Raw genomic sequence first — 22,973 nt, forward strand, 5'->3', positions numbered from 1 at the left:
CGATATGTTGCGTGGTCGCTACACGGTCTTACCTCTAAAATGGTTCTCCTTCGCCGCCACCGCAGTCCCCAATGACCCAGTTTGCCAAAGAAACCCTGCCGATCAGCCTCGAAGAAGAGATGCGGCGCAGTTACCTTGATTACGCGATGAGCGTGATCGTGGGCCGGGCCCTGCCCGACGCGCGCGACGGCTTGAAGCCGGTGCACCGCCGCGTGCTTTTTGCGATGCACGAGCTCAACAACGATTGGAACCGGCCTTATAAAAAGTCGGCCCGTATCGTAGGCGACGTGATTGGTAAATACCACCCGCACGGTGATTCCGCTGTATACGACACCATCGTGCGGATGGCACAGGATTTTTCGCTGCGCCATATGCTGGTGGACGGCCAAGGAAATTTCGGATCGGTGGATGGCGATAACGCCGCAGCGATGCGGTATACCGAAATCCGCCTGGCCAAAATCGCGCATGAAATGCTGGGCGATATCGATAAGGAAACCGTCGATTTCGGCCCCAACTACGACGGCAGCGAAAAGGAACCGCTGGTATTGCCCAGCAAGCTCCCGAATCTGCTGGTCAACGGTTCGGCCGGTATTGCCGTGGGCATGGCCACCAATATCCCGCCCCACAACCTCAATGAAGTGGTCGATGGCTGCCTGCACATGCTGCGCAACCCCGATGCCACGGTTGATGAGCTGATGGAGATCATTCCCGCGCCCGACTTCCCCACGGCCGGCATCATCTATGGCATCAACGGCGTCAAAGACGGTTACCGCACGGGGCGCGGGCGTGTGATCATGCGCGCCAAGTGCCATTTTGAGGACATCGACCGGGGCCAGCGCCAGGCCATCATCGTCGATGAGCTGCCCTACCAGGTCAACAAAAAGACGCTGCAGGAGCGCATGGCCGAGCTGGTGCACGAGAAGAAGATCGAAGGCATCAGCCACATCCAGGACGAGTCTGACAAGTCGGGCATGCGCTTGGTGATTGAACTCAAGCGCGGCGAAGTGCCCGAGGTAGTGCTCAACAACCTGTACAAGCAGACGCAGCTGCAGGACACGTTCGGCATGAACATGGTGGCGTTGATCGACGGCCAGCCCCGCCTGTGCAACCTGCGCGACCTGATCAGCGTCTTTTTGCAGCACCGCCGTGAAGTGGTCACCCGCCGCACAGTGTTCGAGCTGCGCAAGGCGCGCGACCGTGGCCACGTGCTCGAAGGCCTGGCCGTGGCGCTGGCCAACATCGACGACTTCATCGCCATCATCCGCAACGCACCCACCCCGCCGGTGGCCAAGGCCGAGCTGATGGCCCGCCCCTGGGACAGCAAGCTGGTGCGCGAGATGCTCACCCGCACGCGTGCCGACGGTGGCGTGATCAATGCTGACGACTATCGCCCCGACGGCCTCGAAAAAGAATTCGGCATGGGCCAGGACGGCCTGTACCGCCTGTCGGAAACGCAGGCCCAGGAAATCCTGCAGATGCGACTGCAGCGCCTGACTGGCCTGGAGCAGGACAAGATCGTCGCCGAGTACAAGGAGGTCATGGCGGTCATCGAAGACCTGCTGGACATCCTGGCCAAGCCCGAGCGCGTCTCCACCATCATTGGCGAAGAACTCACCTCCATCAAGACCGAGTTCGGCCAGCACAAGCTGGGAGCTCGCCGCAGCATCGTCGAGTACAGCGCGCAGGACCTCTCCACCGAGGACCTGATCACCCCCACCGACATGGTGGTCACACTCAGCCACACCGGCTACATCAAGAGCCAGCCCCTGTCCGAATACCGTGCCCAGAAGCGCGGCGGACGCGGCAAGCAGGCCACGGCGACCAAGGAAGACGACTGGATCGACCAGCTCTTCATCGCCAACACGCACGACTACATCCTGTGCTTCTCCAACCGAGGCCGCCTGTACTGGCTCAAGGTCTGGGAAGTGCCCGCCGGCTCGCGCGGATCGCGTGGCCGCCCCATCGTGAACATGTTCCCGCTGCAAGACGGCGAAAAAATCAACGTCGTGTTGCCACTGACCGGCGACATGCGCACTTTCCCGGCCGACCGCTATGTGTTCATGGGCACCAGCATGGGTACCGTGAAGAAAACGGCGCTGGATGAATTCAGCAACCCGCGCAAGGGCGGCATCATCGCCGTCAACCTGGATGATGGCGACTACCTGATCGGCGCCGCCCTCACCGATGGCAAACACGACGTGATGCTGTTCAGTGATGGCGGCAAGGCCGTGCGTTTCGACGAAAACGACGTGCGCCCACTGGGCCGTGCGGCACGTGGCGTACGCGGCATGATGCTGGAAGACGGCCAGAGCGTGATCGCCATGCTGGTCGCCGAGGACGAAACCCAGAGCGTGCTCACCGCCACCGAAAACGGCTATGGCAAGCGCACCAGCATCACCGAATACACCCGCCACGGCCGGGGCACCAAGGGCATGATCGCCATCCAGCAAAGCGAGCGCAATGGCAAGGTGGTGGCCGCCACGCTGGTGCATGCTGACGACGAGATCATGCTGATCACCGACAAGGGCGTGCTGGTGCGCACCCGCGTCTCCGAGATCCGCGAACTGGGCCGCGCCACGCAGGGTGTCACACTGATCGCATTGGACGAAGGCTCCAAGCTCAGCGGGCTGCAACGTATTGTTGAAAACGATGCCAATGTGGCTGAGGGCGAAATCGAAGGCAACGCCAACGACGGAAACCCGCCAGCCGCCGAAACCCCGGAACCACCAGACGCTTGAGTCAGACCAGCGGGTGCTGCCCCGACGGCGCAGCACCCATTGCGCTATTAAAACTGAAGCTGCTAGCGCTTATCTGATAAGCGCCAGCAGCCTTTTTGACCAAAAAATGAAACGCCCATATAACTTCTCGGCCGGCCCGGCCGCCATACCCACCGAAGTCCTGGAGCAGGCCGCCGCCGAGATGCTGGACTGGCATGGCAGCGGCATGGGCGTGATGGAAATGAGCCATCGGGGCAAAGAGTTCCTGTCGATCTACGAACAGGCGGAAGCCGATCTGCGCGAGCTTCTGGCCGTACCAGCCAACTTCAAGATCCTGTTCATGCAAGGCGGTGGCCTGGCCGAGAACGCGATCGTCCCGCTCAATCTCTCGCGGGCCGGTGTGGTTGATTTTGTGGTGACTGGCAGCTGGAGCCAAAAGTCGCAGAAGGAAGCGCGCAAATACGCATCCGAAGTGAACATCGTGGCCTCCTCCGAAGACACCGGCTTCACCACCGTGCCCGACCCGGCCTCCTGGACGGTGAGCCGGGGCGCGAGCTATTTGCACATCTGCAGCAACGAAACCATCAATGGCACCGAGTTCCACGAGTTGCCCGACCTGAAGGCGCTGGGCAGCGATGCACCGCTGATCATTGACTTCTCTTCCCATGTCGCATCGCGGCCGGTGGACTGGTCACGTGTCGGACTTGCCTTTGGCGGTGCGCAGAAGAACCTCGGGCCTGCAGGCCTCACGCTGGTGATCGTGCGCGAGGACCTGCTGGGCCACGCCCTGCCCGCCTGCCCCAGCGCGTTTGACTACCGCGTGGTGGCAGAAAACCAATCCATGTTCAACACCCCCCCCACCTGGGGCATCTACGTTGCAGGCCTCACCTTCCAGTGGCTCAAGCGCCAGACCGAAGGGGCCTTGAGCGGTGTGGCAGCCATGGAACAGCGCAACATGGCCAAGGCGGATCTTCTCTACAAAGCCATCGACAGTTCGCAGTTGTATGTGAACAAGGTGGCTGCCAACTGCCGCTCGCGCATGAACATCCCGTTCTTCCTGCGCGACGAAAGCCGCAACGAAGCCTTCCTGGTCGGCGCCAAGGAGCGCGGCCTGCTGCAGCTCAAGGGCCACAAGTCCGTGGGCGGCATGCGCGCCAGCATCTACAACGCCATGCCCCTGGCGGGCGTGCAGGCGCTGGTGGACTACATGCGAGAATTTGAACAAAAACACGCCTGAGCGGACTACGGCCCACCCACGTTTTCGCGACAGCGCACCGAAATTTCCCCATCCATGAACACTCCGCAAGCCTCACCCGACCTCGCCAGCCTGCGCGTGCAGATCGACAGCATCGACCAGCAACTGCTCACGCTGCTGAACCAACGGGCGCTCGTGGCCGAACAGGTGGGTGAAGTCAAGAAGCGCGAAGGCACGCCCTTTTTCCGACCCGACCGTGTAGCCCAGGTCATCGACAAGATCACCCATGCCAACCCTGGGCCGCTCAAGGGTGCGCACGTCGCTGCCATCTGGCGCGAGATCATGTCCGCCTGCCTTGCGCTCGAATCGCCCCAGCGTGTGGCCGTGCTCGGCCCCGAGGGCACGTTCTGCGAGCAGGCAGCGATCGAGTTCTTTGGCGGCGCGGCCGACCTGATGTACTGCGCCAACTTCGACGAAGTGTTCCACGCCACAGCCGCTGGCAGCGCGCAGTACGGCGTCGTGGGCGTGGAGAACTCTACCGAAGGCGTGGTCACCCGCTCGCTCGACCTCTTCCTGCACACCCCCACCCACGTGGTGGGCGAAGTCAGCCTGCTCGTGCGCCACAACCTGCTGCGCACCAGCAACTCACTGGATGGCATTGAGGTGGTACTGGCCCATCCGCAAGCGCTCGCACAATGCCAGGCATGGCTGTCCAAGCACCTGCCGCATGCCGAGCGCCGCCCGGTGTCCAGCAATGCCGAAGGCGCACGCCTGGCCACCACCAACCCTGCCTGGGCGGCACTCTCCAGCGAACGCGCAGCCACTCAGTTCGGCTTGCACATCGTCTCCCACGCCATTCAGGACGACGCCTACAACCGCACCCGCTTCGCCATCATCTGCCTGCCGCACACGCTGCAGACGCCACCGCCCTCGGGCAAGGACTGCACCAGCCTTGTGGTGTCGGTGCCCAACCGCCCTGGCGCCGTGCACGACCTGCTGGTGCCACTCAAGACGCACGGTGTGTCCATGACGCGATTCGAATCGCGCCCCGCCCGCACCGGCCAGTGGGAGTATTACTTCTACATCGATCTCGACGGCCATCCTGCCCAGCCCCATGTGGCCAGGGCGCTGGAAGAACTGCGCAGCCTGTGCGCGTTCTACAAGGTCCTGGGCACCTACCCTGTCTCGTCATAAGGAGCCGTCGCCATGTTCGAACAACTGGGACTGATCGGCTGCGGGCTCATGGGAGGCTCATTCGCCCTGGCCATGAAGAAGGCCGGCCTGGTCAAACGCGTGGTGGGTTACAGCAAATCACCTTCCACCACCGACCGCGCCCGTCAGCTGGGTGTGATCGATGTCGAGGCGCCGTCCGCCTTGCTGGCCGTTGCTGGCGCTGACATTGTGCTGGTGGCCGTGCCCGTGGCCGCCACCGAAGCCACGCTCAAGGCCATCAAGCACCTGGTCACCCCCCAGATGCTGATCATGGACGTGGGCTCCACCAAGGCCGATGTGGTGCAGGCCGCACGCCGCGCATTGCGCGATCAGGTGGGCTCGTTTGTGCCCGCACATCCCATCACCGGGCGCGAAGTGTCGGGCGTGGAACACGCCGAGGCCGATCTCTACAGCGGGCGCCAGGTGATCCTGACGCCCACCGAACGCACCTTCACCGCGCAGCTGCAAAAAGCCCAGGACATCTGGACGGCCCTGGGCAGCCGTGTGACCAGCATGTCGCCCGAGTCGCACGATGCGGCGTTTGCAGCTGTCAGTCACCTGCCCCATGTACTCGCCTTTGCGATGATGAACAGCATCACGGGCCAGGACACCGGAGACGACTTCCTGTCGCTGGCGGGCCCGGGGTTCCGGGACTTCACGCGCATTGCAGCCAGTGATCCCAAGGTGTGGCGCGACATCCTGCTGTCCAACCGCGACGAGCTGATCGCCCAGTCCAAACTGTTCCAGCAGGCACTGCACACCATCGAGCAGGCCATGCAAAAGGGCGATGCCCAGGCGCTGGAAGACATGCTGACGCTGGCCAGCGAGACCCGGGCGCATTGGCGCATGGGTGCGAAGAGAAAGTAACCCCCTGAGTCGCCTGCGGCGCCTTCCCCCGAGGGGGACGCACCCAGTGGCCTGGCAAAGCCAGTTCCACGGGTGCACTGGGATGGGCCTGCGCCAGTAATGACGGGCGCTTGGACCAATGGACGAAAGATACCGATGTACAGCACCGCATTTATTGACCTGCCCCCCCTGCAAGCCGCTGCAGGTGAAGTCCACCTGCCGGGCTCCAAGAGCATTTCCAACCGCGTGTTGCTGCTGGCGGCGCTGAGCAATGGCACCACCACCGTGCACGACCTGCTGGCGTCCGACGACACCCGCGTCATGCTCGATGGGCTGCGCCAGATTGGCTGCACCGTGGACGAGGCTGGCAGCACCGTGCACATCACGGGCCTGGGCGGCCGCGCACCGCAGTCGCCGGCCAAGCTCTTCATGGGCAATGCTGGCACTGCCATGCGCCCGCTGACGGCCGCACTGGCCTTGCTGGGCGGTGAATTCGAGCTGTCGGGCGTCCCGCGCATGCACGAGCGCCCTATTGGCGACCTGGTGGATGCACTGCGCCAGCTGGGTTGCCAGATCGACTACCTGGGGAACGACGGCTACCCGCCGCTGCGCATCGCCCACGCCAATGGCGTCCCTGCGCTGGCACTGGCAGAGCCAATCCGCGTGCGCGGCGATGTGTCCAGCCAGTTCCTGACCGCTCTGCTCATGGCATTGCCACTGGCGGCTGGCACCCAGAACATCGTGATCGATGTGGTGGGGGAATTGATCTCCAAGCCCTACATCGCCATAACCCTCCAGCTTCTGGCGCGCTTCGGCATCGTGGTCGAGCACCAGAACTGGCAGCGGTTCACGATTGCGGCGGGCAGCCGCTACCAGTCGCCCGGCACCATCCACGTCGAGGCCGACGCATCATCTGCTAGCTATTTCATAGCGCTTGGCGCAATCACATCAAGCGCTGGCGGCCAGAATGGCATCAAAATTCAAGGCGTGGGCCTCGATTCGATCCAGGGCGACATCCGCTTTGTCGATGCCGCCCGCGCCATGGGTGCCGTGGTCACCGGTGGCCCCAACTGGCTGCACATCCAGCGGGGTGAACCGGGCCAGGGCTGGCCGCTCAAGGCCATTGACCTGGACTGCAACCACATCCCCGATGCCGCCATGACGCTGGCCGTGATGGCGCTGTATGCCGAGGGCACCACCACGCTGCGCAACATCGCCAGCTGGCGCGTGAAGGAAACCGACCGCATCGCCGCCATGGCCAACGAACTGCGCAAGCTCGGAGCCACGGTGGAAGAAGGGGCGGACTTCATCCGCGTCACGCCACCTGCCCAAGTCCAAGACTGGAAAGCAGCCAGCATCCACACCTACGACGACCACCGCGTGGCCATGTGTTTCTCGCTGGCGGCGTTCAACCCAGCGAGCCTGCCCGTGCGCATTGAAGACCCCAAATGCGTGGCGAAGACCTTCCCGGATTACTTTGAAGCCCTGTTCTCGGTGGCAAGCACTGCCACTGGCCACATCCCGGTGATCTGCATCGACGGCCCCACCGCCTCGGGCAAGGGCACCGTGGCCGCAGCGGTTGCGCAGCAACTGGGCTACCGGTTTCTGGACTCTGGGGCGATGTACCGCATCACGGCCCTTGCCGCCCTGCGCGTTGGCTTGGTCATCAACCCCGAGCACGAAGCCCGCATCGCCGCCTTGGCGCAGACGCTGCCCGTGCGTTTCGAAGGGGGCCGGGTGTGGCTGGGCAGCGACGATGTAACGGAAGCCATCCGCACCGAAGAGGCCGGCATGAACGCATCCCGCGTCTCTGCCCTGCCCGCCGTGCGGGGGGCGCTCGTGGATCTGCAACACAGCTTCCAGCGTCTGCCGGGGCTGGTCGCCGACGGCCGGGACATGGGGACGGTGATCTTCCCGGACGCCCCTTTGAAGGTCTATTTGACGGCCAGCGCCGCCTGCCGCGCCGAGCGCCGTTATAAACAGTTGATTTCAAAGGGTTTTTCGGCTAGTATCGCAGACCTCCGCGCAGATCTGGAAGCGCGCGACGCCCGGGACAGCACCCGCAGCGTTGCACCTCTCAAGCCCGCGCAGGACGCTCTGGTCCTGGACAACTCCGATTTGACGATTGAACAAGCCGTTGAAAAGGTGCTGGCCTGGTGGCAAGAGCGTCAACCTTTCGCAGGGTCTGCGCAGGGTTGAAACGTGTGGAGCCTTTTTTAGAACGGGCTCCACAGGCAATGCTGAAAGGCCTTGCCACAGGCCCACGCAACTCCTCTCGCGCGCCAGCGCACAGGTTGTGTGGATCGATAACCTAACCCGCGGTTCTACCGCAAAAAACCACCGCAAGCAGCTATAAAAACAGTAGCAATGGTGCTACTGGAATCCTGTTTGTGGCAAGGAAACACATGTCCGAATCTTTTGCCGCCCTTTTTGAAGAATCTTTGCAGCGCACGGAAATGCGCCCAGGCGAAGTCATCACCGCTGAAGTCGTGCGCGTTGAGCACAACTTCGTGGTCGTGAACGCTGGCCTCAAGTCCGAAGCCTACGTGCCGCTGGAAGAGTTCAAGAACGACAAGGGCGAAGTCGAAGTCCAAGTGGGTGACTTCGTGTCGGTGGCCATTGGCTCCATCGAAAACGGCTACGGCGACACCATCCTGTCGCGCGACACCGCCAAGCGTCTGGCTTCGTGGATGAGCCTGGAAAAGGCCCTCGAATCCGGCGAATTCGTCACTGGCACGACCAGCGGCAAGGTCAAGGGCGGTCTGACCGTTCTGGTCAACGGCATCCGCGCATTCCTGCCCGGTTCGCTGATCGATACCCGTCCGATCAAGGATCTGACGCCGTACGAAAACAAGACCATGGAATTCAAGGTCATCAAGCTGGACCGCAAGCGCAACAACGTGGTGCTGAGCCGCCGCGCTGTGGTGGAAGCCTCCATGGGCGAAGAGCGCGCCAAGCTGATGGAAACCCTGAAGGAAGGCTCCATCGTTCAAGGCGTGGTCAAGAACATCACCGAATACGGTGCGTTCGTGGACCTGGGCGGCATCGACGGCCTGCTGCACATCACCGACATGGCATGGCGCCGCGTGCGTCACCCCTCCGAAGTGGTGACGGCTGGCCAGGAAATCACGGCCAAGATCCTGAAGTTCGACACCGAAAAGAACCGCGTGTCCCTGGGTCTGAAGCAAATGGGCGACGACCCATGGATGGGCGTGAACCGCCGCTACCCACAAGGTACCCGCCTGTTCGGCAAGATCACGAACATTGCCGACTACGGCGCGTTCGTCGAACTCGAACCCGGCATCGAAGGCCTGGTGCACGTGTCTGAAATGGACTGGACCAACAAGAACATCGCTCCCGCCAAGCTGGTTTCGCTGGGCGACGAAGTCGAAGTCATGGTCCTCGAAATCGACGAAGACAAGCGCCGTATCAGCCTGGGCATGAAGCAGTGCAAGGCCAACCCATGGCAAGAATTCGCACAGGACACGAAGCGCGGCGACCGCGTGAAGGGTCCTATCAAGTCGATCACCGACTTCGGCGTGTTCGTGGGCCTGGCTGCCGGCATCGACGGCCTGGTTCACCTGTCTGACCTGTCGTGGAACGAAGCTGGCGAAGCCGCAGTTCGTAACTACAAGAAGGGCCAGGAAGTGGAAGCCATCGTGCTGGCCGTGGACGTGGACCGTGAACGCATCTCGCTGGGCATCAAGCAGCTCGACGGCGACCCATTCACGACCTTCGTGACCGTGAACGACAAGGGCCAGACGGTGACCGGCAAGGTCAAGACCGTGGACGCCCGTGGCGCTGAAATCGACCTCGGCGAAGACATCGTTGGCTACCTGCGCGCTTCGGAAATCTCCCGCGACCGCGTGGAAGATGCCCGCAACGTGCTCAAGGAAGGCGACGAAGTCACGGCCGTGGTGGTGAACGTGGATCGCAAGACCCGCAACATCCAGCTGTCGATCAAGCAAAAGGACATGGCTGACGAACAAGGCGCCATGGCCAACCTGAGCCAACAGTCCAGCCGCGAAAGCGCCGGCACGACCAGCCTGGGCGCCCTGCTGCGCGCCAAGCTGGACAACTCGGAAAAGTAAAGCGCTGACCCGTTGAGGAGCCTCAGCGCACATTGCGCGGTAAGGCTCCTTGTACGGTCAGACTGCGGGCGCCTCGGCGCCCGCTCTTTTTTCAGCAAAGACCTGCCCACGCGCAGCCTGCCCATGCCCCAAGATTCCATGACCCGCTCAGACCTCGTTGAAGAACTGGCCGCGCGCTTTGGTCAGCTCACCCATCGAGATGCCGAATACGCCGTCAAGACCATCCTGGACGCCGTGGGCGAGGCCCTGGTGCGTGGGCACCGCATCGAGATCCGGGGCTTTGGCAGCTTCTCGGTCAACCACCGCCCACCCCGCATGGGACGTAATCCGCGCAGCGGCGAGGCCGTGGCCATCCCCGAAAAACGGGTGCCCCATTTCAAGCCTGGCAAGGCCCTGCGTGAAGCCGTGGACAAGCGCACCGCCGAGATGGAAGAAAACTCCGGTGCCGCCAGCAGCACAACCATTCAAAAATAATAGCTGCTCGCGCTTTACAGATAAGCGCCAGAGGCCTATTTGACTTGAATATTTATCCTGCAAGGGCCATGCGGCCCAGCAGGCACAAGCTCTTAGAATCGCCCCACCACTGGGGAGACCGATGAAATACCTCCTGTGGCTGCTCAAGGCAGCCATTTTTTTTACGCTGTTTGCCTTCGCGCTGAACAACCAGCAGGACGCCACCGTGCACTTCTTCTTTGGCACACAATGGCGCGCGCCGTTGGTGCTGGTGGTGTTGACCGCATTTTCAGCAGGCCTGGCCGTGGGAGTGCTGGGCATGGTGCCGCGCTGGTGGAGGCACCGCACCGCAGCGCGACGCGCCCATGCAGCGGTGGCAGCGCCCACGCCTGTGGCATCCTCCGCAGCAGCGGGCTCCATGCCCCCCGCCCCGCCACCACCGCCCGACCTGCCTTCAGCCCATGGAATTTGACCTGACCTGGATCCTGCTGGGTCTGCCCGTGGCCTTTGTGCTGGGCTGGCTGGCTTCGCGTTTTGACCTGCGCCAACTGCGTGCAGAAAACCGCCGCGCGCCCAAGGCCTACTTCAAAGGCCTGAACTTCCTGCTCAACGAGCAGCAGGACCAGGCCATCGACGCCTTCATCGAGGCCGTGCAGAACGATCCCGATACGTCTGAACTGCACTTTGCCCTCGGCAATCTGTTCCGCCGCCGGGGCGAATACGACCGCGCCGTGCGCGTGCACGAGCACCTGCTCTCGCGCGGCGACCTCTCCCGCACCGACCGCGAACGTGCCCAGCACGCGCTGGCGCTCGACTTCCTCAAGGCCGGGCTGCTCGACCGCGCGGAAGACGCCCTGCGCCGCCTGGAAGGCACGCCCTTCGAGGCCCAGGCCCGCCTGGCCCTGCTGGCCATTTATGAACGCTCGCGCGACTGGCCACACGCCGCCACCATTGCCCGCAAGATGCACGATGCCGACCAGGGCGATTTCAGCACCCGGCAGGCACATTACCTGTGCGAACAGGCACTGGCCCTGATTGCGCAGGGCGATCTGCCGACCGCCCAGGCATTGCTGGAACAGGCGGTGGCCGCCGCCCCTGAAGCTGCACGCGCGCGCATTGAGCTGGCGCGCCTGCAGCGCCTCATGGGCCAACCCGCCGCCGTGCTGGCCACGCTCAAGACGCTGGGTGAACGCAACCCTGCGGCCTTGCCTCTGGCCGCCCCGCTGATGGTCGAAGCCGCCACGGCCAGCGGGCGCACCGCCGAGGTCCATGGCCTGCTGCAGGCCCACTATGAACAGGCACCCTCGCTCGACGTGCTGGAGAGCATCGTGGCCATGGAGGCCGCCGACGCCACCACCAGCGGTTCCGCCCGGCAGCGCTATGTGGAGCATCTGGACAAGGAACGCTCGCTGGTGGCCGCCGCCAAATGGCTGGCCACCGAAAAGCTGGAGCACGAGGAGTTCCACCCCCAGGTCCAGCGGGCGCTGGAGCATGCCGTGAAACCCCTCACACGCTACCGCTGCGCGGCCTGCGGCTTTGAAGCGCGCCAGCATTTCTGGCAATGCCCTGGCTGCCAGACCTGGGACAGCTACCCCGCGCGCCGCGTCGAAGAACTCTGACCCGCCATTCCAGCCCTCCACGCCAAGGACACCCGCCACCATGCTGAAGACACTGCTGACCCTGATCGCCACTTTGCTGCTGGCCACCACCGCCGCCTTCGCCGCCGTGGACGTGAACACCGCCACCGAAGCCGAACTCGACGGCATCAAGGGCATCGGGCCCGGCCTGTCGGGCCGCATCCTGGAAGAGCGCAAGAGCGCCCCCTTCAAGGACTGGGCCGACTTCATTGGCCGCGTGGGTGGCGTGGGCAACAAAAGCGCCGTGAACTTCTCCAAAGAAGGCCTGACCGTCAACGGCAAGAAGTACAGCGCAGCAGCCGCCGCCAAGGCGGAAGCCAAGAGCAAACAGAAAGAGAAAGAAAAAACCGCCAGCCACCAGGGCACAGAACGCAAGGCCCGCAGCAGCGCAGACAAGACCGCCGCAGCACCAGCCACACCACCAACAGCGGCACCTGCAGCCCCCGCCTCTGCCGCTACCCCAGCAGCCAGCGCTAGCAAAAACTAAGCAGACTTCACAAGCAGCAAGCCCGCTCCAGCGGGCTTTTTTTTTGCACCCACCACAAGCTCGGCAGTAAGGGCTGGGCAGGGTTTTTAGGGGCTGCCCCCAGGGCGTGTCCCCCTTCAATTCCCCCACGCGAAAGCCATCCAGGCCGTGCAGTGCTAGGCGCCCTGAGCGCCGTATAGCTTGGCTACACAAGCGAAGGGCAACGACGCAATGTGCGGCCTGGCTGGCTTTCCCTTCGGGCTGGCTGCGCAATGCGGCGTCTGCTTTGTCGGGCGGCTTGCCAATAGCCAGGCTATTGGCCGCGCCCCCCTTCGCGCATCCATCCGCATTGCACCGCCAGCGCGTGGGGGAATTGAAGGGGGACACGCCCTAGAATCATTCGCGCATGCCCCTGATCACCCTCATCCTCCTCCCCTTCATCGGCAGCCTGCTGGCGGCAGTGTTGCCCGCCAATGCCCGCAACACCGAGTCCACGCTCGCCGGGCTCATTGCCTTGTTCTGCACGGTGCAGGCGGCGCTCTGCTTCCCACAGATTGCAGACGGCGGCGTGCTCCGGCAAGAGCTGGCTTGGCTCCCTGCCCTGGGCCTGAACCTCGTCATCCGCATGGATGGCTTTGCGTGGATGTTCTGCATGCTGGTGCTCGGCGTGGGTAGCCTGGTGGTGCTGTATGCGCGCTACTACATGTCGGCCGCCGACCCGGTGCCACGCTTCTTCTCGTTTTTTCTGGCGTTCATGGGAGCGATGGCGGGTGTGGTGCTGTCGGGCAACATCATCCAGATTGCGTTCTTCTGGGAGCTGACCAGCCTGTTTTCCTTCCTGCTGATCGGCTACTGGCACCACCGCAAGGATGCGCGGCGCGGTGCGCGCATGGCGCTCACGGTGACGGGCACAGGCGGGCTGGCCATGCTGGCGGGCATGCTGGTGCTGGGCCACATCGTGGGCAGCTATGACCTGGACCATGTGCTCGCGGCCGGGCAGCTCATCCAGAACCATCCGCTGTACCTCACGGCCCTGGTGCTGATCCTGCTGGGCGCGCTCACCAAAAGCGCACAGTTCCCGTTCCAATTCTGGCTGCCCCACGCCATGGCCGCGCCCACGCCCGTGTCGGCCTATCTGCACTCGGCCACCATGGTGAAGGCCGGTGTGTTCCTGATGGCCCGGCTGTGGCCCGCACTGTCGGGCACAGAAGAGTGGTTCTGGCTGGTGGGCGGTGCGGGCCTGGCCACGCTGCTGGTGGGCGGTTACGCGGCCATGTTCCAGAACGACCTCAAGGGCCTGCTGGCCTACTCGACCATCTCGCACCTGGGCCTCATCACCCTGCTGCTGGGCCTCAACAGCCCGCTGGCCGCCGTGGCGGCCGTGTTCCACATCATGAACCACGCGACCTTCAAGGCCTCGCTGTTCATGGCTGTGGGCATCGTGGACCATGAAAGCGGCACGCGCGACATACGGCGCCTGTCGGGCCTGCGCAGGATGATGCCCATCACCGCCACCCTGGCCATGGTGGCCAGCGCGGCCATGGCGGGCGTGCCGCTGCTCAACGGCTTCCTGTCCAAGGAAATGTTCTTTGCCGAGACGGTGTACGTGAACACCACGCCGATGCTCGAATGGCTGCTGCCCGTCGCCGCCACAGTGGCCGGCATGTTCAGCGTGGCGTACTCGCTGCGCTTCACGGTGGACGTGTTCTTTGGCCCACCCGCTACCGACCTGCCGCGCCCGCCGCATGAGCCACCGCACTGGATGCGCGTTCCGGTCGAACTACTGGTGCTGGCCTGCCTGGTGGTGGGCACGTTGCCAGCATGGTCTGTGGGGGCCTACCTGTCCGCTGCCGCGCGGCCCGTGGTGGGGGGCGAGCTGCCCACGTACAGCCTGGCGGTGTGGCATGGCTTTAATACCCCGTTTGTAATGAGCCTGGTGGCATTGGGCGGTGGCATTGCGCTGTATGCGCTGCTGCGGCGCCAGCGCGCGCGCGGCATGCTGGATGCACCGCCCCTCATGCACCACCTGAGCGGCCAGCGCATGTTCGAGCACCTGCTGGCCGCCCTCACGCTGGCGGGCCGCAACGGCCGCCGCCTGCTGGGCACCAGCCGCCTGCAGTGGCAGATGCTGTGGCTGGCCGCAGCGGCCCTGGTGGCGGGTACCCTGCCCCTGTGGGCGCGGGGACTGCCAATTGGCGACCGCGTGCAGTTGCCGCTGTCGCCCACGTTTGCGCTGCTGTGGCTGCTGGGCGCCGTGTGCGCCGTGGCGGCGGCCTGGCAGGCCAAGTACCACCGGCTGGCCGCCCTCACGCTGCTGGGCGGCTCGGGCCTGTGTGTGTGCCTGACCTTTTTGTGGTTCTCGGCGCCCGACCTCGCGCTCACACAGATCGTGGTGGAGATCGTGACCACCATCCTCATCCTGCTGGGCCTGCGCTGGCTGCCCCGCCGCGACGAAAGCCTGCGCGTGCCCACCCTGGCCGAAGAGCGCCGGACCCAGCTGCGCCGCTACCGGGACCTGGCACTGGCGTTGAGCGCGGGCGCAGGCATGGCGCTGTTGTCGTTCGCGATGATGAGCCGCCCTTTCCCCGACAGCACCTCCACCTTCTTCCTGGAGCGCGCCCTTACCGACGGGGGCGGCACCAACGTGGTCAACGTCATGCTGGTGGACTTCCGGGGCTTTGACACCTTTGGCGAGATCGTGGTACTGGGCATTGTGGCGCTCACGGTGTATGCGCTGCTGCGGCGCTTCCGCCCTGCGCGCGAGGTGATGGACCTGCCGCCCCAGCAGCGCGCACTGCCCGCCGATGTGGACACCGACCTGACCAACCCGCGCCAGACCGCCGACACCGCCGTCGGATACCTCATGGTGCCTGCGGTGCTGGTGCGGCTGATGCTGCCGTTTGCCACGCTGGTCGCGGTCTACCTCTTCATGCGCGGCCACAACGAGCCCGGCGGCGGGTTTGTGGCAGGGCTGGTGTTCTCGGTGGCGCTGCTGCTGCAGTACATCGTTTCGGGCACCTCGTGGGTCGAGGCCCACCTGCCGCTGTACCCACGCCGCTGGATCGGCATGGGCCTGCTGACGGCACTGGCCACCGGACTGGGGGCGTTGGCCTGGGGCTACCCGTTCCTCACCAGCCACACCGCGCACTTTGCGCTGCCTGTGGTGGGCGAGATCCATGTGGCCAGCGCGCTGTTCTTCGACATTGGCGTGTTCACCCTGGTGGTGGGCTCCACCATGCTCATCCTCACCGGCATTGCCCACCAGTCGGTGCGCAGCCACCGCTACAACAATGCGCGCGCCGACGACGAGGCGGCAGAACAGGCCGCTGCCGCCACGGTGCCCACCACCCGGGGAGAAACTGCATGGAACTGATACTGGCCCTGGCCATTGGCGTGCTCACCGGCTCGGGTGTGTGGCTGCTGCTGCGCCCACGCACCTTCCAGGTCATCATGGGCCTGTCGCTGCTGTCGTATGCCGTCAACCTCTTCATCTTCAGCATGGGCCGCCTGGGCCTCGCGATTGACAAGGAGCCCGTGCTGCAGCCCGGGGTGCCGCAAGACCTGGCCCACTATGCCGACCCCATGCCCCAGGCACTCACGCTCACGGCCATCGTCATCGGCTTTGCCATGACCGCCCTCTTCCTCGTAGTGTTGCTGGCATCGCGTGGCATGGCGGGCACCGACCATGTGGACGGCACCAAGGGTAAAGACGTGCAGGAAATGCCATGACGGGAGGCACCAGCATCACCGCATCGATCACCGCGTGGTTGATGCCGCACCTGATCCTTGCGCCCATTGCGCTGCCCCTGCTCACGGCCGGGCTCATGCTGCTGCTGCGCGAAGAGCGCCAGCGCACCAAGGTCACGCTCAACATCACCTCGACCTTTCTGGGCCTGGTGGTGGCCGTGCTGCTGCTGGTGCAGGCCAAGGACCCCAGCCTGCCAGGCGGCCTGGGCGTGTACCTGCCCGGCAACTGGCCCGCGCCCTTTGGCATCGTGCTCACCATCGACCGGCTCTCGGCCATGATGCTGGTGCTGTGCAGCACCGTGGCGCTGGCCACCGTGCTGTTCTCTGCGGCGCGCTGGCACCGCGCGGGCGTGCACTTTCACCCGCTGTTCCAGTTCCAGCTCATGGGGCTGGCAGGCGCGTTCCTCACGGCCGACCTGTTCAACCTGTTTGTGTTCTTCGAGATCATGCTGGCGGCATCCTACGGGCTGCTGCTGCACGGCTCGGGCCGCCCGCGCGTATCGGCGGGGCTGCACTACATCGCCATCAACCTCGCCGCATCTTCGCTGTTCCTCATCGGGGTGTCGATGCTGTACGGCATCACCGGCACGCTCAACATGGCCGACCTGGCCCGGAGCATTGCGGGTGTGGCCGTGGCAGACCGGGGGCTGCTGCATGCGGCCGCTGCGATTCTGGCGGTCGCGTTCCTCATCAAGGCCGCCGTGTGGCCGCTCAACTTCTGGCTGGTACCCGCCTACAGCGCGGCCACGGCGCCCGTGGGCGCACTGTTTGCGCTGATGACCAAGGTGGGCGTGTACAGCGTGCTGCGGCTGTGGACGCTGTTGTTTGGCCCCGAGGCCGGTGAATCGGCCCAGTTTGGCAGCCAGTGGCTGATTGGCGGCGGCCTGCTCACCATGGCCTTTGGCGCCATCGGCATGCTGGGCTCGCAGCGCCTGGGGCACCTGGCGGGCTTCAGCGCCGTCCTGTCGTCGGGCACGCTGCTGGCGGCCGTGGGCTTCGGCCAGAACCTGCTCACAGGCGGACTGCTGTACTACCTGCTCAGCTCCACGCTGGCGGTGAGCGCCCTCTTCCTGCTGACCGACCTGATCGACCGCTGGCGCAACGACGGCTCCAACCTCGCACCCTACGAGCAGACCGACGACGCGCCGTTCCTGTCGGCCGATCTGGTGCCCACCGAAGGCATGAACCTCGACGACAAGGAGGAGGCGCTCATCGGCGAGGTGATCCCTGCGGCCGCTGCCTTCCTGGGCCTGGCCTTTATCGCCTGCACGCTGGTCATTGCAGGCCTGCCACCCCTGCCAGGGTTTGTGGGCAAGTTCGCCATGGTGCATGCGCTGCTCAACCCTCTGGGGCTGGGCGCGTCCAGCGGGTTCCAGCTGGGCGCGGCGGGCTGGACGCTGGTGGCCCTGCTGGTGACCTCGGGCCTGCTGGCGCTGGTGGCCTTGACCCGTGCAGGCATCCGCCATTTCTGGGCCGCACATGATCGGTCGGTCCCCAAGCTGCTGGTACTGGAAGGCTTGCCGATTGCCCTGCTGCTGGGTGCCTGCGCGGCGCTGGCCTGGCAGGCCGGCTCCGTGATGCGCTACACCCAGGCAACGGCCGACGCATTGCACGCGCCCGCTGGCTACATGCGCGCGGTGATGACCGCTGAGCCCGTGCTCAACCCGCCCAAGCCCGCCACCACACCGGGGGGCAACCTGCCATGAAGCCAGAGCCCCTTCCCACATCCACATCGCCCCGGCCCTTCAAGCGGCTGGTGCCCGCACCCCTGCTGTCGCTGGCGCTGCTGGGCCTGTGGCTGCTGCTCAACCGCAGCCTGAGTGCCGGGCATTTTGTGCTGGGCAGCGTGCTGGCACTGGCGATTCCGCTGCTCACTGCCGGGCTGCGGCCGCTGCCGGTGCGCGTGCGCAAACCCGGCGCCGTGCTGCGCCTGGCCTTCACGGTGGTGGCCGACACCACCCGTTCCAACCTGGCCGTGGCGCGCCTGCTGCTGGCGCCCGGCCGCAGGCGCCACCCTGCCGGGTTTGTGCACATCCCCCTGGACGTACGCGACCCCAACGCACTGGCCGTGCTGGCGATGATCGTCTGCATCACCCCTGGCACGGCCTGGGCCGAGCTGTCGCTGGACCGCAGCGTGCTGCTGCTGCATGTGCTGGAACTGGACGACGCGCCCACCGTGATCGCCGACGTGAAGCGGCGCTACGAGGCCCCTTTGATGGAGATTTTTGAATGACCCCGATACTGGATTGGGCCCTCCCCATCGCCCTGTTCATGCTGGCCCTGGCCATGGGCTGCGCGCTGATCCGCCTGCTCAAGGGCCCCTCCGCACAAGACCGCGTGCTGGCGCTCGACTGCATGTACCTGAGCGGCATGCTGGTGATGCTGGTGCTGGGCCTGCTGTATGGCAGCAAGAACTACTTCGAGGCCGCGCTGCTGCTGGCGCTGTTCAGCTTTGTCGGCTCCATGGCCATGGCCAAGTTCCTGCTGCGTGGCGAGGTGATCGAATGACCGAAGCCGCCACCACTGCCGCCGCCGTGCTGCCGCTCTGGCTTGAAATCATCGTGGCCGTTCTGGTGCTGGCGGGCGCCGGGCTGGCGCTGCTGGGCTCCACCGGCTTGCTGCGCCTGCCCACGTTTTTTGAACGGGTGCACGCGCCTGCCATCATCGCCACGCTGGGCTGCTGGCTGATCATGCATGGCACGGTGCTGTACTTCTCGGTGGCCGACCGCAGCCTGGCGCTGCATGCGCTGCTGATCGCCGTGTTTGTGGCGATCACGGTGCCGATCATGTCGATCTTCTTGATGCGCGCGGCGCTGTTCCGCGCGCGGCAGATGGGGCTGGACGTGCCGCCCAGCCTCAGCCAGCCCAAGGCCCCCGCAGAAGGCAAAGACTCCTGATTTGATAGCTGCTTGCGCTTGATGGACGCGCGCAAACAGCCATTTTGACTCCTACTTTTGGTCTGAAGATCCAAAACCGCCGCCGCCCGGCGTGTGGATTTCAAACACGTCGCCCGGCAGCATTTCGGCCTGGCCGATATGGTCCAGCAGCTCCACCCGGCCATCGCTGCGAACCACCTTGTTGATGCCCACGGCACCCGGCTGGCCGCCTGCCATGCCAAACGCGCCATGGTGGCGGCCGTTCGACAGGATGCTGGCCGTCATCGGCTCCAGGAAGCGCACACGGCGCACGCCGCCGTCGCCGCCTTTCCACCGCCCGGCGCCGCCCGAGCCCTTGCGAATCTCGTAACCCTCCAGCCGCACCGGAAAGCGGAACTCCAGCACTTCAGGGTCCGTGAGGCGCGAGTTGGTCATGTGGCATTGCACGACGCTGGTGCCTGCAAAACCGCCAGTGAGCTGCCCGTTGGCATCCCACACGCCGCCCGCGCCGCTGCCCCCCGAGATGGTCTCGTAATACTGGTAGCGCGTGCTACCAAAGGTGAAGTTGTTCATGGTGCACTGCCCCGCCGCCATCAGGCCCAATGCGCCATACAGCGCGTTGGTGATGCAGGTGGAGGTCTCCACATTGCCCGCCACCACCGAGGCTGGGGGGTTGGGGTTGAGCATGCTGCCCGGCGGGATGATCACGTTGAGCGGCTTCAGGCAACCGGCGTTGAGCGGAATGTCGTCATCCACCAGTGTGCGGAACACATACAGCACCGCCGCCATGCACACCGCCGTAGGCGCGTTGAAATTGTTCGTCTGCTGCGCGCTGGTGCCGGTGAAATCGATGGTGGCGCTGCGACTCGCTGCATCCACTTTCACCGCCACGCTGATCTGTGCGCCGTTGTCCAGCGGCAGCGTGAACGCACCGTCCTTGAGCCGTGTGATGACGCGGCGCACGGACTCTTCGGCGTTGTCCTGCACATGGCGCATGTAGGCCAACACGACATCGAGGCCAAACTCGGCCACCATGCGGCGCAGCTCCTGCTGGCCCTTTTCGTTGGCCGCAATCTGCGCGCGCAAATCGGCCATGTTCTGCTGCGGGTTGCGGCTGGGGTACTCGCCGCTTTCGAGCAGCGCAATCATCTCTGCCTCGCGCAGCACGCCGCGCTCCACCAGCTTCACGTTGTTGATCTGCACGCCCTCTTCCTCGATGCGGGTCGAGAACGGTGGCATGGAGCCCGGCGTGGTGCCGCCCACATCGGCGTGGTGGCCCCGGCTGCCCACATAGAACGTGGGCGTGGCCTCGTCGGCGATGTAGACCGGCGTGATGACCGTGATGTCGGGCAAGTGCGTGCCGCCGTGGTACGGGTCGTTGAGGACGAACACATCGCCGGGCTGCATGCGGCCCGCGTTCTCGCGGATCACGGTCTTGATGCTCTCGCCCATGCTGCCCAGGTGCACGGGCATGTGGGGCGCGTTGGCGATCAGGTTGCCTGCGGTGTCAAACAGCGCGCAGCTGAAGTCCAGGCGCTCTTTGATGTTCACCGAGTACGCCGTGTTCTGCAGCTGCAGCCCCATCTGCTCGGCAATGTTCATGAACAGGTTGTTGAACACCTCCAGCAGCACCGGGTCCACCGTGGTGCCCACGGCATGCTGCACGGCGCGCGCCACACGGCGGTTGAGCAGCAGGTGGTCCAGGTCGGTCAGCGCGGCCTCCCAGCCGGGCTCTACTATTGTTGTAGCGTTCTTCTCGGCAATGATGGCCGGGCCGGGGATCACGTCGCCGGGACGCAGGTCCTCGCGCACCACCAGCGCCGCGTCGTGCCACGCGGGCACGCCGTCCACACCGCCGGTGTACATGCGCACGGTGCTGCGGCGCGGCACCTCGCGTGCGGGCTGCAGCGTGTGGCGTGGCTCCACGGGGGCATCGCCGGGCACCACGGCCTCGACGGACACGGCCTCCACCACCAGGCCCTTGCCCTGCATGAGGAACGCAAAACGCTGGCGGTAAGCGTTCTCGAACGCGGCGGTGATTTCGGCCAGCGAGCCAAACGGCACGATGAGTGCCGAGTCGCTGCCCTCGTAGCGCACATGCACGCGGCGGTGCACCACGGCTGTGCCCGCGCCCATCTGCTGGCGCTCCAGCTCGGTGCGTGCGATGGTGGTCAGTTGCTCCAGCGTGGCCTCAATGCCTGCCAGCGCCTCGGGCGCGAGCTTGGCCTCCACCGCCTGTTCGCGGATCACGTTCTGGTCGGCCAGGCCCATGCCGTAGGCGCTCAGCACGCCCGCCAGCGGATGCACAAACACGCGCGTCATGCCTAAAGCATCGGCCACCAAACACGCATGCTGGCCGCCCGCGCCGCCAAAGCATTGCAGCGTGTAGCGCGTCACGTCATACCCGCGCGCTACGCTGATCTTCTTGATCGCATTGGCCATTTGCTGCACAGCGATCTGGATAAAGCCGTGGGCCACATCCTCCGCGCTGCGGCCAGTCTGCGTGGCGAGGTCGCCAAACTTCTGCGCCACGGCATCGCCATCGAGTGCCTCATTGGCCGCATGGCCAAACACCTTGGGAAAGTGCGCGGGCTGGATCTTGCCCACCATCACGTTCGCATCCGTCACGGCCAGCGGGCCGCCACGGCGGTAGCTGGCGGGGCCAGGGTTTGCGCCCGCGCTTTCGGGGCCCACGCGGAAGCGTGCGCCATCAAAGCCGAGGATGGAGCCGCCCCCGGCTGCCACGGTGTGGATGCTCATCATGGGCGCGCGCATGCGCACGCCCGCCACCTGGGTCTCGAACTCGCGCTCGAACTCGCCCGCGTAGTGGCTCACGTCGGTGCTGGTGCCCCCCATGTCAAAGCCGATGACCTTGTCGTGGCCCGCGAGCCCGGCAGTGCGTGCCATGCCGACGATGCCGCCCGCCGGGCCAGAGAGGATCGCATCCTTGCCCTGGAACACCTGCGCATCCGTGAGGCCGCCCGACGACTGCATGAAGAACAGCTTCACGCCCGGCATTTCGCTGGCCACCTGGTCCACATAGCGGCGCAGGATGGGCGACAGGTACGCATCCACCACCGTGGTGTCGCCCCGGCTCACCAGCTTCATCATGGGGCTGGTGGCATGCGATGCGCTGACCTGCGTAAAGCCGATTTCGCGCGCGATGCGGGCTGCAGCCTCTTCGTGTGCGGTGTAGCGGTAGCCGTGCATGAACACGATGGCCGCGCTGCGCAGGCCCGCGTCGTAGGCCGCCCACAGGCGTTCCTTCAGGTGGGCTTCGTCCAGCGGCTCGATCACCTCGCCCCGCGCGCCCACACGCTCCTGCGCCTCGATCACGCGCTCATACAGCAGCTCGGGCAGCACGATGTGGCGGTCGAACAGACGCGGGCGGTTCTGGTAGGCGATGCGCAGCGCGTCCTTGAAGCCCTTGGTGGTGATGAGCAGCGTGGGCTCGCCCTTGCGCTCCAAGAGCGCGTTGGTGGCCACGGTGGTGCCCATCTTCACGCACTCTACCAGTGCGGGCGTCACGGGTTCGCCGGGCTTCAAACCGAGCAGGTGGCGGATGCCTGCGACAGCCGCGTCCTTGTACTGCTCGGGGTTCTCGGACAGCAGCTTGTGCGTGACGAGGCTGCCGTCCGGGCGCTTGCCCACCACGTCGGTGAAGGTGCCTCCCCGGTCGATCCAGAACTGCCAGCGGGACATGGGTGAAACTTGGTGGGACATGAATAACTAT

General features: G+C 65.0%; 17 protein-coding genes. 16 read left to right on the plus strand and 1 reads right to left on the minus strand.

Annotated elements, in window-relative coordinates:
• The first annotated feature begins 71 nt into the window (after window positions 1-71).
• The 16 genes from gyrA (at window position 72) to mnhG (ending at window position 19,261) form a co-directional block, all read left to right on the plus strand.
• On the plus strand, window positions 72-2,738 hold the full coding sequence (gyrA, locus tag ACT89O_RS14945; RefSeq protein ID WP_121506110.1) for a DNA gyrase subunit A: 2,667 nt from the start codon (window positions 72-74) through the stop codon (window positions 2,736-2,738).
• A 106-nt stretch (window positions 2,739-2,844) separates the two neighbouring features.
• Complete coding sequence (gene serC / locus ACT89O_RS14950; protein WP_121506109.1) at window positions 2,845-3,954, plus strand: 3-phosphoserine/phosphohydroxythreonine transaminase; 1,110 nt, start codon at window positions 2,845-2,847, stop codon at window positions 3,952-3,954.
• 54 nt (window positions 3,955-4,008) lie between these two features.
• Window positions 4,009-5,106, plus strand: a complete 1,098-nt coding sequence (pheA, locus tag ACT89O_RS14955; RefSeq protein WP_218300002.1) for a prephenate dehydratase — start codon at window positions 4,009-4,011, stop codon at window positions 5,104-5,106.
• 12 nt (window positions 5,107-5,118) lie between these two features.
• The gene (locus ACT89O_RS14960) at window positions 5,119-5,991 is read left to right on the plus strand and encodes a prephenate dehydrogenase (protein WP_055402512.1); all 873 of its coding nucleotides are present in this window, start codon (window positions 5,119-5,121) and stop codon (window positions 5,989-5,991) included.
• Window positions 5,992-6,126: 135 nt separating this feature from the next.
• Window positions 6,127-8,169, plus strand: coding sequence for a bifunctional 3-phosphoshikimate 1-carboxyvinyltransferase/cytidylate kinase (locus ACT89O_RS14965; RefSeq protein WP_487260460.1), 2,043 nt, complete (start codon window positions 6,127-6,129; stop codon window positions 8,167-8,169).
• A gap of 191 nt (window positions 8,170-8,360) precedes the next feature.
• A complete protein-coding gene (gene rpsA, locus ACT89O_RS14970; protein ID WP_304439398.1) occupies window positions 8,361-10,061 on the plus strand; it encodes a 30S ribosomal protein S1 in 1,701 nt (566 codons plus the stop codon).
• 138 nt (window positions 10,062-10,199) lie between these two features.
• Window positions 10,200-10,535: an integration host factor subunit beta gene (locus tag ACT89O_RS14975; RefSeq protein WP_455423998.1), complete on the plus strand. Its 336-nt coding sequence runs from the start codon at window positions 10,200-10,202 to the stop codon at window positions 10,533-10,535.
• Between the two features lie 121 nt (window positions 10,536-10,656).
• On the plus strand, window positions 10,657-10,986 hold the full coding sequence (locus tag ACT89O_RS14980) for a LapA family protein (protein ID WP_055402518.1): 330 nt from the start codon (window positions 10,657-10,659) through the stop codon (window positions 10,984-10,986).
• Window positions 10,976-12,133 (plus strand): lipopolysaccharide assembly protein LapB, encoded by a 1,158-nt coding sequence (gene lapB, locus ACT89O_RS14985; RefSeq protein ID WP_487260461.1) that lies wholly within the window; start codon window positions 10,976-10,978, stop codon window positions 12,131-12,133. Before ACT89O_RS14980 ends, lapB begins: the two co-directional genes overlap by 11 nt.
• A gap of 40 nt (window positions 12,134-12,173) precedes the next feature.
• The gene (locus tag ACT89O_RS14990; RefSeq protein ID WP_487260462.1) at window positions 12,174-12,638 is read left to right on the plus strand and encodes a ComEA family DNA-binding protein; all 465 of its coding nucleotides are present in this window, start codon (window positions 12,174-12,176) and stop codon (window positions 12,636-12,638) included.
• A 385-nt stretch (window positions 12,639-13,023) separates the two neighbouring features.
• Window positions 13,024-15,990 carry a monovalent cation/H+ antiporter subunit A gene (locus tag ACT89O_RS14995; RefSeq protein WP_487260463.1) on the plus strand — a complete coding sequence of 989 codons (2,967 nt, stop codon included), beginning with the start codon at window positions 13,024-13,026 and terminating at the stop codon, window positions 15,988-15,990.
• Entirely contained in the window at window positions 15,981-16,346 is a 366-nt protein-coding gene (locus ACT89O_RS15000; protein WP_015014440.1) for a Na+/H+ antiporter subunit C, read from the plus strand. Before ACT89O_RS14995 ends, ACT89O_RS15000 begins: the two co-directional genes overlap by 10 nt.
• Window positions 16,343-18,070: a monovalent cation/H+ antiporter subunit D gene (locus ACT89O_RS15005; protein WP_487260464.1), complete on the plus strand. Its 1,728-nt coding sequence runs from the start codon at window positions 16,343-16,345 to the stop codon at window positions 18,068-18,070. The genes ACT89O_RS15000 and ACT89O_RS15005 overlap by 4 nt, the downstream gene beginning before the upstream one ends.
• Entirely contained in the window at window positions 18,067-18,597 is a 531-nt protein-coding gene (locus ACT89O_RS15010) for a Na+/H+ antiporter subunit E (RefSeq protein WP_487260465.1), read from the plus strand. The genes ACT89O_RS15005 and ACT89O_RS15010 overlap by 4 nt, the downstream gene beginning before the upstream one ends.
• On the plus strand, window positions 18,594-18,872 hold the full coding sequence (locus ACT89O_RS15015) for a K+/H+ antiporter subunit F (protein WP_055402533.1): 279 nt from the start codon (window positions 18,594-18,596) through the stop codon (window positions 18,870-18,872). The genes ACT89O_RS15010 and ACT89O_RS15015 overlap by 4 nt, the downstream gene beginning before the upstream one ends.
• A complete protein-coding gene (gene mnhG, locus ACT89O_RS15020) occupies window positions 18,869-19,261 on the plus strand; it encodes a monovalent cation/H(+) antiporter subunit G (RefSeq protein WP_487260466.1) in 393 nt (130 codons plus the stop codon). Before ACT89O_RS15015 ends, mnhG begins: the two co-directional genes overlap by 4 nt.
• Before the next feature lie 51 nt (window positions 19,262-19,312).
• On the opposite strand, the gene ACT89O_RS15025 is transcribed toward mnhG, so the two are convergent.
• Window positions 19,313-22,963, minus strand: coding sequence for a hydantoinase B/oxoprolinase family protein (locus ACT89O_RS15025; RefSeq protein ID WP_487260467.1), 3,651 nt, complete (start codon window positions 22,961-22,963; stop codon window positions 19,313-19,315).
• Between the last annotated feature and the right edge of the window lie 10 nt (window positions 22,964-22,973).

The organism is Acidovorax sp. NN32, from assembly GCF_057597245.1.

Bases quoted from the DNA above. Each gene is read 5' to 3' on its own strand.
- gyrA (WP_121506110.1), top strand. From the start codon at position 72: ATGACCCAGTTTGCCAAAGAAACCCTGCCGATCAGCCTCGAAGAAGAG.
- serC (WP_121506109.1), top strand. From the start codon at position 2,845: ATGAAACGCCCATATAACTTCTCGGCCGGCCCGGCCGCCATACCCACC.
- pheA (WP_218300002.1), top strand. From the start codon at position 4,009: ATGAACACTCCGCAAGCCTCACCCGACCTCGCCAGCCTGCGCGTGCAG.
- ACT89O_RS14960 (WP_055402512.1), top strand. From the start codon at position 5,119: ATGTTCGAACAACTGGGACTGATCGGCTGCGGGCTCATGGGAGGCTCA.
- ACT89O_RS14965 (WP_487260460.1), top strand. From the start codon at position 6,127: ATGTACAGCACCGCATTTATTGACCTGCCCCCCCTGCAAGCCGCTGCA.
- ACT89O_RS14975 (WP_455423998.1), top strand. From the start codon at position 10,200: ATGACCCGCTCAGACCTCGTTGAAGAACTGGCCGCGCGCTTTGGTCAG.
- ACT89O_RS14980 (WP_055402518.1), top strand. From the start codon at position 10,657: ATGAAATACCTCCTGTGGCTGCTCAAGGCAGCCATTTTTTTTACGCTG.
- lapB (WP_487260461.1), top strand. From the start codon at position 10,976: ATGGAATTTGACCTGACCTGGATCCTGCTGGGTCTGCCCGTGGCCTTT.
- ACT89O_RS14990 (WP_487260462.1), top strand. From the start codon at position 12,174: ATGCTGAAGACACTGCTGACCCTGATCGCCACTTTGCTGCTGGCCACC.
- ACT89O_RS14995 (WP_487260463.1), top strand. From the start codon at position 13,024: ATGCCCCTGATCACCCTCATCCTCCTCCCCTTCATCGGCAGCCTGCTG.
- ACT89O_RS15000 (WP_015014440.1), top strand. From the start codon at position 15,981: ATGGAACTGATACTGGCCCTGGCCATTGGCGTGCTCACCGGCTCGGGT.
- ACT89O_RS15005 (WP_487260464.1), top strand. From the start codon at position 16,343: ATGACGGGAGGCACCAGCATCACCGCATCGATCACCGCGTGGTTGATG.
- ACT89O_RS15010 (WP_487260465.1), top strand. From the start codon at position 18,067: ATGAAGCCAGAGCCCCTTCCCACATCCACATCGCCCCGGCCCTTCAAG.
- ACT89O_RS15015 (WP_055402533.1), top strand. From the start codon at position 18,594: ATGACCCCGATACTGGATTGGGCCCTCCCCATCGCCCTGTTCATGCTG.
- mnhG (WP_487260466.1), top strand. From the start codon at position 18,869: ATGACCGAAGCCGCCACCACTGCCGCCGCCGTGCTGCCGCTCTGGCTT.
- ACT89O_RS15025 (WP_487260467.1), bottom strand. From the start codon at position 22,963: ATGTCCCACCAAGTTTCACCCATGTCCCGCTGGCAGTTCTGGATCGAC.